This is a genomic window from Roseibium sp. ROS1 (assembly GCF_054658215.1).
In genome coordinates this window covers 270,434-282,737 of the sequence record NZ_BAAGIG010000001.1, presented here as the reverse complement: position 1 = coordinate 282,737, position 12,304 = coordinate 270,434, and the positions used below count along the sequence as shown (strand labels likewise).

Below are 12,304 nucleotides of genomic sequence, written 5' to 3'. Positions count from 1 at the left end.
GTCGAAGCTCTTGTCATCCCGGGTCTGCACTGCGCTTTACGCAGGATGACAACAAGGAAAAAACTCACTCCGGCAACACCCATCCGCGCAGGATATCGAGCTGCAGGAGTTCGCCAGGTTCCGCCTTTCGGTGAAGCACCATGAGAAGCGGTTGCGAAAGGCCTTCGAGACAGACGAAGACTTCCCAATAGCCACCCCGGTAGATCGTACGTTCGACCGTTGCCTCGAAGCCGGAAATGCCCGTTGCGAGCACCAGATGTTCCGGCCTGAGCAACAACGTTGCTGGGCCCGAAACTGTTTGGTCAGGACAATCGACGACCGCGATGACATTGCCGAACCGCACTTGCGCCTCGCCGTTTTCAACTCGCAGCACATCCACCGGAACGAGGGTGCTGCGGCCGATGAAACCGGCAACCTTCTTCGAATTCGGACGGCGGTAAAGCGTGTCGGGATCGTCCGCCTGCAGGATGCTGCCATCCCACATCACCGCCACCTTGTCGGCAAGGGCCATCGCTTCGCGCTGGTCGTGGGTAATGAAAAGCGTCGTCGCGCCGCTCGCCCTGTGGAATGCCGCCAGCTCTTCTTCCATCGTGCTGCGCAGATGCGGATCGAGATTGGCGAGAGGCTCGTCCATCAGGACGGTGCGCGCGCCCTGCGCCAGGCACCGCGCCAGAGCCACCCGTTGGCGCTGACCGCCGGAAAGTTCGGCCGGCTTGCGCTGCCGGAACGGTGTCAGGGCCACCGTTTCCAGGCACTCCGCCACACGGGCCGTCACCGCGCTCCGCGTTTCACCCGCCGTCTCCAGCGGAAAGGCGACATTGGCGGCAACATTCATGTGCGGCCACAGCGCATAGGACTGAAACACCACTCCCACCTGGCGCTGCTCGGGCGGCAGGTGCAGGCCCTTGCCGGCAACGGCCTGCCCACTGAGTTTGATCTCTCCCGCATCGACCGGCTCCAGCCCGGCAATGGCGCGCAGCAAGGTCGACTTGCCGCAACCGGACGGGCCGAGCACCACGAAAAACGTGCCGTCCTCAATCGAAAGGGACACGCTGTTCAGCGCCTTATGGGCATCGAAGGACTTGGAAACGGAAGCAAGCTGGATGGACATGCCTCCCGTTAGCCTTCTCCCATGACAGATTGATTACAACTGCTGCAAACGCCCCTCATCGGCCCCGCAAACGCAGCAGCAGGTCGACTTCCTCTTCCAGCGCGCGGCCATAGGCCCTGGCCGCCGGGGCGTTGGAATGCATCAGTGTTTCGTGGCGGAACAGGCAATAGGCTGCAAGGCACCAGTGATAGGCGCCGCGCTCCTTCAGAAAATGCTCGACCGTCTCCTGGTCAGGGTAGCGCGTCAGGAACATTTCCTCCGCATGGGCGACAAGCGGATGAAGGCCATAGAGCGTTGCAAGACCGGGCGAGACGAAACAGGCGATATCCTCGACCGGGTCACCAAGCCCGGCGAATTGCCAATCGATCAGCCGGGCACCATCGCCGGTTGCCTGGATCGTGCCGAGACAGAAACTGCGATGAACGAGCGAACGCTTGATCTCGCGTCTTTTGACGGCGCCATCGGCCGGACGCGACCGCTTCAGGTTCGCCGCCTTGCGGCTATGCGGAATGAGCGCCAGCATGGCATCGCCCCGCGCCAACACCTCGTGATATCCGGCCGGAACGGTCTGGTGTCCCGGTACAGGTTCGGTCAAGGCGGCAAACCGACCGATCAGCTCGGCGGCTTCTCCGACATCGATCTCGTTGTCGACCGGGGTCGGATAGCCATAGATCAACAGCGGTGTTTTCGCCGGACTGTAGGTGAAAGCTTCAAGCTCCGGCGACAGGCCATGGCGGGCCAGAACGGCAAGGGCGTCCGCCTCCTGCCTCGGCAAGGTCGGATACAAAGGGTTGTCTTCGTTTTCGGGGAAGAATTCCTTAACGACAAAGCTTCTGCCCGGCGTGTCCAGCCGCCAAAACCGGGCGGTATAGGCGACCGGCAACGGCCGTAGCCGCGCAACTGACCAGTCCTTCACCGGCAGGAGCGTTTTCAGAAAAGCCAGCAGTTCCGAATCCGACAGCAACACGCGCACCAGGGGTCCCCACGAAAAGTCTCCTTGTTCTGATCGCTTTGAAGTCCCTTTCCGTCAAGCCCCCCGATGGGCGAGATCACGGCTGGATCGAGGACACGGTGCCGGATGTCGGAGTTGAAGCACTGGCCGTCGTTCTGAGACTGTCCGCTGAAAGTGCCCTCTCAAGTAACGTCTGATGAAATGGCGCAGACCGGGCCGCGCCCAAGCCTTTCCAGGGCATCAGGTCCGGCTTTCAGGAATAGCGGCGGACGACATGACGCATGACATCGAAACGGCCTCACTTGCCGAGACGGCTCCCGCGCGGCGCGGACGGCGGCGCAGGGGCGGCGAGAAGACCGGTCCGGATCTCTTTCCGCAAAAACCCTTCAAGCAGCCGCGGCATATCTTCAAGCCGTTGGAAGCCGTTTCCGCTGACGAACTTGAAGCGATCCACGACGCATCCATGCGCGTTCTGGAAGAGATCGGCATCGACTTCCTGCACGAGGAAGCAAAGCAGATCCTGAAGGATGCCGGGGCCGACATCAAGCCGGGTGAAGACCGTGTACGCATGGACCGGGCAATGGTGGAAGAGCTTGTCGCCAAGGCCCCGGCCGAATTCACGATCCGTGCGCGCAACCGGGCGCATGATCTGCAGGTGGGCGGCAATGCCCTTGCCTTTTCCTGTGTGGCCAGCGCGCCCAATGCCGTCGACCGCGACCACGGCCGCCGCCCGGGCAACCAGGAGGACTATCGCAACTTCCTGAAACTGTCGCAGTTCTTCAACATCATTCACTGCGTCATGGGCTACCCGGTCGAACCGGTCGATATCCACGCTTCCGTGCGCCATCTCGACTGCGTTGCAGACATGCTCCGGCTCACCGACAAGGTCTATCACATCTATTCGCTCGGCAAGGAGCGCAACCTCGACGGTCTGGAACTGACCCGGATCGGCTACGGCCTTACCCCGGAAGAATTCGTCGAAACGCCGTGCGTGGCAACGGTCATCAACACGTCCTCACCGCTGAGGCTCGACACGCCAATGCTGCAAGGCCTGATCGAAATGGCCAAGGCCGGACAGGTTTCCATTGTCACGCCTTTCACTCTTGCCGGTGCCATGGCTCCGGTCACCGTTGCCGGCGCGCTGACCCTGCAGAACGCGGAAGCCCTTGCCGGGATCGCCTTCGCCCAGCTTGTCCGCCCGGGTGTGCCGGTGGTCTATGGCGGCTTCACGTCCAACGTCGACATGAAATCCGGCGCGCCAGCCTTCGGCACGCCGGAATACATGAAGGCAGCAATCGTCGGCGGCCAGCTCGCCCGGCGCTATCATCTTCCCTACAGGTCGTCAGGCGTTTGCGCCGCCAACACGGTCGACTATCAGGCAGCGCTGGAAACCACCTTGTCGGAATGGGGCGCGATCAACGGCGGGGCCCATATCATCAAGCATGCCGCCGGATGGCTGGAAGGCGGACTGAGTGCCGGTTTCGAGAAATTCATCACCGACATCGATCTGCTCCAGAAGATCGCCGAATACCTGACGCCGCTTGATGTGTCAGAGGCAGCCCTTGCCGTCGATGCGATCCGCGAGGTCGGACCGGCGGGCCACTTCTTCGGCACCCAGCACACCCAGGACCGTTACAAGGACGCTTTCTACGCGCCCATCGTTTCCGACTGGCGCAATTACGAAAGCTGGTCGGAAGCAGGCAGCCCGACCGCCTACGACAAGGCGAACATGCTCTACAAGAAGGCTCTGGAAGCCTATGAGCAGCCCCCGCTTGATCCGGCCATCGACGAGGAAATCACCGCCTTTGTCGAGAGGCGAAAGGCCGAGGGCGGCGCCCCGACCGACTTCTGATCATTTCACGTTTAACGTTCGAACACGGCCTGCCGCGCAAGAGCAGGCGCTTCCGGAGCAGATTGCATGAATACCCACACTCAGGTTGTTGTCATTGGCGGTGGCGTTGTCGGCTGCAGCGTTCTGTATCACCTGACCAAGCTCGGTTGGAAAGACGTCACGCTGATCGAGCGCGACGAACTGACATCCGGCTCCTCCTGGCACGCAGCAGGCGGCTTCCACACTCTGAACGGCGATCCGAACGTAGCCCAGCTGCAAAGTTACACCGTCGACCTCTACAAGGAACTGGAAGAAATTTCCGGTCAGTCCTGCAGCCTGCACCTGACCGGCGGCGTCATGCTGGCCGATACGCCCGAGCGGATGGATTTCCTGCGTCTTGCCCAGGCCAAGGGACGCTATCTCGGCATGGACCTGGAGCTGATCTCGGTCTCCGAAGCCAAGAAGATGTTCCCGCTTCTGGACGAGAAACACTTCATCGGCGCGCTCTGGGACCCGATTGAAGGCCATCTCGACCCCTCCGGCACCACCCATGCCTATGCCAAGGCGGCACGCGTCAACGGCGCGACCGTCCTGCGCCACACCAAGGTGGAAGAACTGGTTCAAACGCCCGACGGCACCTGGGATGTCATCACCAACAAGGGCACGATCCACGCCGAACACGTGGTCAACGCCGGAGGCCTTTGGGCGCGCGAATGCGGACGCATGGTCGGCATCGAACTGCCGGTGCTCGCCATGGAGCACATGTACCTCCTGACCGATGAAATGGAGGAAGTGACCTCACACAACGAGGCCACTGGCAAGGAACTGATCGGCGTTCTGGATTTCGGTGGTGAGATCTATACCCGCCAGGAAGGCAAGGGCGTGCTGCTCGGCACCTACGAGCAGAACTGCCGCCCCTGGAGCCCGCGCCAGACCCCCTGGGATTTCGGCCACGAACTGCTGGCGCCGGATCTCGACCGGATCGCGCCGGAGCTGGAAGTCGGCTTCGAGCATTTCCCCGCCCTGCAGAATGCCGGCATCAAGCAGATCATCAATGGGCCTTTCACCTTCGCGCCGGACGGCAACCCGCTGGTCGGCCCGGTTCGCGGTCTTCGGAACTACTGGGTGGCCTGCGGCGTCATGGCCGGGTTCAGCCAGGGCGGCGGTGTCGGCCTGACGCTCGCCAACTGGATGATCAACGGCGACCCCGGCTACGACATCTGGGGCATGGATGTTGCCCGCTACGGCACCTGGGCAACGCTCTCCTATACCAATGCCAAGGTTCAGGAAAATTACCGCCGCCGGTTCCGGATCCGTTTCCCCAACGAGGAACTTCCGGCCGCCCGCCCGCAGCAGACAACCCCGCTTTACGACCGCATGCTGGCGCAAGGCGCCGTCATGGGCGACAGCTGGGGCCTGGAAACACCGCTCTGGTTCGCTCCGGAAGGCGTGGAAGCCAGGGACATCGTCTCCTATCACCGGTCCAACGATTTTGAGCACATCGGCGCCGAGTGCCGGGCTGTGCGCGAGAGCGTGGGCGTGACGGAGACGGCCAACTTCGCCAAATACGAGATCACAGGGCCCGGCGCGGAAAGCTTCCTGTCGCTTTTGATGACCAACACAATGCCGAAGGTCGGCCGCATCATCCTGACGCCGATGCTGAACGAGAACGGCAAACTGATCGGCGATTTCACCATCGCCCGGGCCAGCGACCAGAAGTTCTACATGTGGGGCTCGTCCCAGGCCGAGATCTATCACATGCGCTGGTTCGAGAAGCACCTGCCAGAGGACGGCTCGGTGACGATCCGCGCAATCAACCTCGGATGGGTTGGCCTCTCCATCGCCGGTCCCAATTCGCGCAAGGTTCTGGAGAAGATCACCGGAGACGATGTCTCGGGCGAGGCCTTCCGGTTCATGGACTTCCGCGAAATGGACGTTGCCAACGCCCCCTGCAAGGTCAACCGCATCACCTACACGGGCGACCTTGGCTACGAGATCTGGATGGCGCCGGAGTACCAGCGTCAGGTCTATGATGCGCTGATGAAGGCCGGAGCCGAGTTCAACATCGTCAACTTCGGCATGCGCGCCCTGCTCTGCCTGCGACTGGAAAAGAACTTCGGCACCTGGTTCCGCGAATTCCGCCCGATCTACGGCGCATTCGAAGCCGATCTCGGCCGGTTCGTGAAGCTGTCCAAGGACACCTTCATCGGCAAGGAGGCGGCTCAGAAAGAATTCGATGAAGGCCCGAAGCGCCTGCGTGTCAGCTTCGTGGTCGACGCGTCGGACGCCGACGTCATGGGCGATGAGCCCGTGTGGCACGATGGCAAGGTGATCGGCTGGGTGACTTCCGGCGGCTACGCCCACTACCTGCGGAAATCCCTCGCACAAGGGTATGTTCCCTCGGAACTGGCAGCGAACACGCAGGAAGGCGCCTTCGAGATCGAAATCCTCGGCGAGCGCCGCAAGGCCACCATCATCAGCGAACCGCTGTTCGACCCGAAAGCCGAACGCATGCGCATGTAAATGCATCCGGTCGTCGGACCAACACCCCGACGACCGCCTCCCCCTCCTGAACTCCACCTCCCCCTATCCTCCCGGGCTCCCCTCCCCTCAACCTCATCCTGAGGAGGCGCAAAGCGCCGTCTCGAAGGATGGGCAGCATACTCGGGAACAAGCGGCCCATCCTTCGAGACGGGCCTCCGGCCCTCCTCAGGATGAGGGGTTGGTGTAGGGAACGATTGGGATTTACCGGAGGTGGGGTCGGCACGAAAAGGCAGGGAAGACGAGGACTGTTGAGCGGACAAGAGCGTCCCAGCACTGAGGATACCTGCCGAGTTCCGAAGAACGCAGAGCGACAGATCGATTCAGAGACCTGCGCAGTCACTCCATCCGGAACACCCCGATTCTTCGCCTTTGCTGAACTCCGCCTCCCGCTCCCCTCATCCCGAACGTCTCCCCCCTCATCCTGAGGAGGTGCGAAGCGCCGTCTCGAAGGATGGGCGGCAAACGCCAACACAAGTGACCCATCCTTAGAGACGGGCTTTCAGCCCTCCTCCGGATGAGGAGTTTGGTGGGGACTGGCAGATAATAATGCGACCTAAGCAAACCGATGGCAGAAACCAGTCGGCTTATCAGAACACGCCTGCAGACCGGTTCTCGGCCTTTACTTCAACCGGATGATCTTCGGCCCGAGGGCGCGCACGTAATCGCTTTGATCGGCAAAGACCATCACGTTGGTCTCGGTCACTTCGGTCTGCTTCAGTTCCAGCGGTGTCTTGCCGTCCGGATTGACGATTACCTTGCGGGTCGGTGGCAGGCCGCGGAACACCAGCACACCGGCTTCCTTGGTCACGATGGCACCATAAGGTTCGTCGTGGACAATGCGCGTCGTGCCGCTTTCGGCCTGCGCTGCGGCTCCAAGGGCGATGCTCAAGCCGGCTGCGGCCAGCAGGGTTTTGCAGATGGAATTCATGACACGTCTCGCTGCTAACGCTTCATTTACCATGAATCGTAACCGCTCGTTAACTTTTGCGCCAGAGGTCCTGCGGGTTTGTCCCGTGAAACGGAAATTATGGTTAACGCGACAGACTGACTTCAGGCCGAGACGCCGTGGCTGAGGTCCTTGAAGCTTTCGGCAACATGCTTGGCGAACGCATGAGTGGCTTTGCCCGCATGGGCCCGCTCGGCCATGAGAATGTGATAGTCGCCGATCTCCGGCAGGCCATGCCGCTCGTCCAGGGCCATCAGGGGCGCCTCGACAACACTCGCCGGAAAGGGAGCCACGGCAAGGTCCGCCAGCAGCGCAGCTTCCTGGCCGGCACTGTGAAAGCTTGTGTAGGAAACGCGGTAAGGCTTCTGGGCATCGTCCAGCGCAACCCGCGCAGCTCTGCGCCAGGGGCACCCGGGCGTGGAAACGGCAAGCGGCAACGGATCGCGCTCATAGGCGATACCACCTTCCAGTCCTACCCAGACCAGCGGCTCGGTGAAGACGATTGTGCCTCCCCGCGCCAGTGCGGTACCTGGACGGGCGGTAAAGAGCGCAAGGTCCAGCTCCCCCTTCTTCACTTTCTCGTCCAGCATCGGACTGCCATCGAGATGCACGTCCACGTTCACACCAGGATGAGAGCGTGCAAAGCGTGAAAGAATGTTGGGCAGGAACCTGGTGCCGAAATCGGACGGCGCTCCGAAGCGGACTTCGCCTTCCACTTCAGGAGACAGGAACAGCGAAACAGCTTCCTCGTTCAGCATCAGGATACGCCGCGCATATCCAAGCAAAGCTTCGCCTTCCGTAGTCATACGTACAGTGCGCCCTTCCCGGGCGAATACCGAAACCCCGAGGATCGATTCAAGTTTTTTGATCTGCATTGAAACTGCTGACGGCGTTCGTCCAACAAGCTCGGAAGCTTTTGAAAAGCTTGAGGTTTCCGCGATTACCAAAAAGGTCCTGTAAAGATCCAGATCGATCAGCGGCATGCCGGTGCCGGGCAACTTTTGCATGGTCCAGATTTCCCGGAAGTTCAGTTCAATTTTTTTGAACGAATAGATGAATACTATTCGATTGATTGAACTGCAAGTTCTGCCCATATAGCAGGCAAGCGGCCTCGCGTTTAAGCAGTGGACCGCACTTTCTTGTAACAATCGAATACGCTCAGGATTGGCAACGCCATGACCTATCTTGCACAAGCCCTCGGCACCAACCTCATGGGTGTCGTCAGCGGACACACCACGGCAGAGCTGGCTCGTATGAACCAGGCCCTGCGTCAGCGCGAAGCTCAGAAGTCCAAGAAACGCTGATCTGACGACCTGGAGGACTGCCGATTGCCGGCGTGAAGCCGGCAATCTGACAATTTTCCAGAGGGTGCGAAACCAGCGTCAGGCCAGCACGGGATACCCGCGCTCTGCCGCCTCGGCTTCCATCTTCAAGATGACCGCGTAATCGTCGGAAGACAGTTTCGAAAAGCCGTGAATGCCAAGGCGTTCACGGCTTTGTTGCGTTTCAGGCGCTGAAAGCACCTCGGCAACGGCATCGCTAATAAGTGCGTGTTCCGCATCGCTGAAACGGCGGGAAGTGATCAGCGGCAACCCGGGCGCAGATGCTGTGCGGCCAAGCGGCCGAACTTGCGCCGCCAGCTCCGGTATTTCCCGGCAGACCAGTGCCCAGCAGACTGAATCAATGGATGCGATGTCGGCCTTGCCCTCCGCAACGGCCTTCAACGACGCCAGGTGGCTCCCGCTCACAATGACGTCTGAAAAGAAAGCGCCCTCAGTATCAAGCTGCGCCACCGCATGACGGAAAGTATTCATGCCTGACTGGCTGTCCGATCCGTTGAAAACCGCCCGGTGACCGCGCAGGCCCTCCAGGTTTTGGTGGGAGCTGTCACGATTGACGATCAGCTGACTGCAATATCTTGGGCCATCGCACCCTTCGGCCTCGTAGTGAGGCGCCCCCACGAGCCGGACCTTGTCCGCAAGTGCATGGGTCAGGGGGTATCCGCAGGTTTGCGACAAGAGGAGATCCGGGTCCGTCCAGGCCTCCACCAGATCTTGCCCATCCTGCCATGGCCGGATATCGCCTTCACTCAGTCCCAGAACGCGGCAAAGCGCGCCCTGGAGCGCGCTTTCAAGATCCCGCGTGGCATGACGTACCTCCGGCCAGTCGTACATCGGCAGCCGGACAGCTAGAAAAGATCCACCGGTCAAGACACCGCCTTTTCCGCGGCAGGAAATCCGCTGGTCTCATTGTATTTGATCGGGTGCACAACGGGCTCCTTCACCTTGAAAAAATAGTGCCTGGCCAACTGGAAATAGCTCGCAAAGACATAGCCGCCGTTCCGCTCCTGCCATTCCGAGCGGGCAGCGCGGTAGATCTTCGGAAGATGATACCAGGGCGCCCGCGGATTGGCGTGATGAACGACATGGAGATTATTGTTCAGAAACAGAAGCGAGAACACCGGGCAGAACTCGACGATGATCGACCGCGCTTCCGCATGTTCATGCGCACGGTGTTCCGCATAGGTGCGCAGCATCAACAGGCTCATGCCCGGATAGGCGACGCCGAGAACATACAGCCAGAACGGCATGCCGCTGACCAGAGTGACAAACAGGACAAGCGGCACCACACCGGCAACATGATGTGCCCAGGCGCGCATGACGACCTTGTCCCCCGCAAGCATCATCCGGATTTCGGCTCCCACGAAACCGACCATCGATACCATCGGCCCGATCAGCAGCCGACCCAATAGCGTGTTGTTGATCGTCAGGATCATTTGTATCGGACGAGGAAGGCTCTGCCAGTCTGACCAGGCCAGATAGTAGCTTTCCGGATCGTCATAGGGATCCGTCAGCCGGTCGTTGTTATGATGGCGCAGGTGAAGAGACTTGAAGCGGCGATACGGCACGCACAGGCCGAACGAGCAGTAGACCAGGGCTTCGTTGAGTGCGGGACTGCGCGTGGGGTGACCATGAAGTACCTCGTGTTGCAGTGAGGATTGCAGTGTCACCAGGATCGCTGCCAGGGGGCAGACCACGAAAGGTCCAAGCTCGGAATAGAACCCTATCAACAAAAACCAAGCCGACGAGGTGACCAGAATCAGGGCCAATGTCGGCCACTCGCAGAATTTCGCGCGCGGCAAGGAAGTCTCCAAATGTTTGAAAAATCGGCGTAAACCGACATGAACTGGTTTGACTATGCGCGCAGGCCATCTTCAGGACAATTTGAGACTTGAGAACAAATTCCACGATATTTAGCAAAATCAGCATGATGGTTTTATTTGTAAACAGATGATGATTTTTAGCTGCATCTGCAGCCTTTCCGACAAACGATATGACTGGATCGGAACATCAAGTGGCGGTTTTGCCGCTAGACAAAAAAGGGGCTGTCCTCTGTTCTGGGCGAAACGCCGGAAGGAAGGACAGCCATGCCAACATCAAACGAAACGCCGAACCGTCATGACGTGATTATCATCGGCGCCGGCATCATCGGTTGCGCCATCGCATTGTCCATGACACGCAATGGCTACAAGACACTGAATGTCGACGCCCTGCCGGCAGCCGGCTATGGCTCTACCTCCAGTTCCGCGGCGGTGATCCGCACCTATTATTCCACGCGCGACGGCACGGCGATGGCCCTTGAAGGCTATCACGACTGGAAGAACTGGCAGGCCTATCTGGAAACGGAAGACGCCGGGGAACTGGCGCATTTCATCGAGACCGGCACCCTGGTGATGAAGACCGCATCCGACAACTACCAGAAGCATGTTCTGGAACATGCCGACGCCCTCGGCATTCCTTATGAACACTGGTCGGCCGACCGCATCACACAGGAACTCCCAGGCTACAACCTGGACTGTTTCGCCCCGGCGAAAACCATGGATGACGACGACTTCGGCATGCCGACCGGTGGCGCGCTTCAGGGCGGCGTCTTCTTCCCGGCAGGTGGCTACGTCGACGATCCGCAAATCGCCGCCCGCAACCTGAAGGATGCGGCAGCCAGGCTTGGGGCGCAGTTCCGCTTCAAGACCAGGATCGTCAAGATTCCGGTAGAGAACAACCGTGTCACCGGTGTTCTCACTGAAAACGGCGAACATATCCCGGCACCTATCGTCATCAATGTCGCTGGCCCGCATTCCGGCAAGGTGAACGCGCTCCTGGAAGGTGAGACCGGATTGAAGATCGGCCACCGCCCGCTGCGCCAGGAAGTGGTTCAGATCGCCCCGCCACAAAGTCTGAATTATTCCCGCGAAGGTCTGGTCGTTTCCGACAACGACATCTCCGTCTACGTCAAGCCGGGTGGCGGCGGCCAGTTGATGATCGGCAGCCAGAACCCTGCCTGCGACCCGCATCTCGTGGAAGATCCCGACGATTTCGCTATGGACCTGACCGACCGCGGTCTCACCTATGCCTACCGCTACTCTCAACGAGTACCCGAGCTGGGCGTATCCCAGCACCCTGTGGGGGTTGCGGCGCTCTATGATGCGACGGACGACTGGCTCCCGATTTACGACCGCACCAATGTCGATGGCTACTACCTGGCCATCGGAACCAGCGGCAACCAGTTCAAGAACGCAACCGTTGCCGGGCGCCTGATGACAGATCTGATCGGTTACTGCGAAGCTGGCAACGATCATGACGCCACGCCATTGCAATTCAAGCTGGAGCATGTCCCCCACACGCTCAACACGGCGACGTTCTCCCGCAAGCGCGAGCTGACGAAGGAAAGTTCGTTTTCGGTTCTGGGGTAATTTCACTCAAGCTTCTGTTCTTCTGAGCCGAAATCGTAGGATCGATCCCAAACCCTCCCCCTCATCCTGAGGAGCGCACGAAAGTGCGCGTCTCGAAGGATGGGCCACTTGCTCCTGCGTGTGCTGCCCATCCTTCGAGACAGGCCTTCGGCCCTCCTCAGGATGAGGGG

At 60.2% G+C, this 12,304-nt stretch carries 10 protein-coding genes; 4 read left to right on the top strand and 6 right to left on the bottom strand.

What is annotated here, in order from left to right; all coding sequences use genetic code 11:
* Positions 1 to 64: 64 nt before the first annotated feature.
* Both ACYQ6M_RS01260 and ACYQ6M_RS01255 read right to left on the bottom strand, forming a co-directional pair.
* Entirely contained in the window at positions 65 to 1,111 is a 1,047-nt protein-coding gene (locus ACYQ6M_RS01260; protein ID WP_460071663.1) for an ABC transporter ATP-binding protein, read from the bottom strand.
* Between the two features lie 55 nt (positions 1,112 to 1,166).
* Positions 1,167 to 2,084: a phosphotransferase gene (locus ACYQ6M_RS01255; RefSeq protein WP_460071661.1), complete on the bottom strand. Its 918-nt coding sequence runs from the start codon at positions 2,082 to 2,084 to the stop codon at positions 1,167 to 1,169.
* Between the two features lie 253 nt (positions 2,085 to 2,337).
* On the opposite strand from ACYQ6M_RS01255, the gene ACYQ6M_RS01250 reads away from it, so the two are divergent.
* Together ACYQ6M_RS01250 and ACYQ6M_RS01245 are read left to right on the top strand one after the other, a co-directional pair.
* Positions 2,338 to 3,915: a trimethylamine methyltransferase family protein gene (locus ACYQ6M_RS01250; RefSeq protein ID WP_152505549.1), complete on the top strand. Its 1,578-nt coding sequence runs from the start codon at positions 2,338 to 2,340 to the stop codon at positions 3,913 to 3,915.
* Between the two features lie 66 nt (positions 3,916 to 3,981).
* Positions 3,982 to 6,417 (top strand): GcvT family protein, encoded by a 2,436-nt coding sequence (locus ACYQ6M_RS01245; protein WP_460071659.1) that lies wholly within the window; start codon positions 3,982 to 3,984, stop codon positions 6,415 to 6,417.
* 640 nt (positions 6,418 to 7,057) lie between these two features.
* On the opposite strand, the gene ACYQ6M_RS01240 is transcribed toward ACYQ6M_RS01245, so the two are convergent.
* Both ACYQ6M_RS01240 and ACYQ6M_RS01235 read right to left on the bottom strand, forming a co-directional pair.
* Positions 7,058 to 7,366, bottom strand: a complete 309-nt coding sequence (locus ACYQ6M_RS01240) for a hypothetical protein (protein ID WP_460071657.1) — start codon at positions 7,364 to 7,366, stop codon at positions 7,058 to 7,060.
* A 122-nt stretch (positions 7,367 to 7,488) separates the two neighbouring features.
* The gene (locus ACYQ6M_RS01235) at positions 7,489 to 8,391 is read right to left on the bottom strand and encodes a LysR substrate-binding domain-containing protein (protein ID WP_031270486.1); all 903 of its coding nucleotides are present in this window, start codon (positions 8,389 to 8,391) and stop codon (positions 7,489 to 7,491) included.
* Positions 8,392 to 8,559: 168 nt separating this feature from the next.
* Between ACYQ6M_RS01235 and ACYQ6M_RS01230 the strand changes: the two genes are divergently transcribed.
* Positions 8,560 to 8,688: a hypothetical protein gene (locus ACYQ6M_RS01230; protein WP_267480514.1), complete on the top strand. Its 129-nt coding sequence runs from the start codon at positions 8,560 to 8,562 to the stop codon at positions 8,686 to 8,688.
* A 78-nt stretch (positions 8,689 to 8,766) separates the two neighbouring features.
* Here the strand turns inward: ACYQ6M_RS01230 and ACYQ6M_RS01225 are convergent, their stop codons facing one another.
* Together ACYQ6M_RS01225 and ACYQ6M_RS01220 are read right to left on the bottom strand one after the other, a co-directional pair.
* Positions 8,767 to 9,594, bottom strand: a complete 828-nt coding sequence (locus ACYQ6M_RS01225; RefSeq protein WP_460071654.1) for a phosphate/phosphite/phosphonate ABC transporter substrate-binding protein — start codon at positions 9,592 to 9,594, stop codon at positions 8,767 to 8,769.
* Positions 9,591 to 10,526 (bottom strand): fatty acid desaturase, encoded by a 936-nt coding sequence (locus ACYQ6M_RS01220; RefSeq protein WP_460071652.1) that lies wholly within the window; start codon positions 10,524 to 10,526, stop codon positions 9,591 to 9,593. The genes ACYQ6M_RS01225 and ACYQ6M_RS01220 overlap by 4 nt, the downstream gene beginning before the upstream one ends.
* Positions 10,527 to 10,811: 285 nt before the next feature.
* On the opposite strand from ACYQ6M_RS01220, the gene ACYQ6M_RS01215 reads away from it, so the two are divergent.
* Entirely contained in the window at positions 10,812 to 12,134 is a 1,323-nt protein-coding gene (locus tag ACYQ6M_RS01215; protein ID WP_055661228.1) for an NAD(P)/FAD-dependent oxidoreductase, read from the top strand.
* Positions 12,135 to 12,304 lie beyond the last annotated feature (170 nt).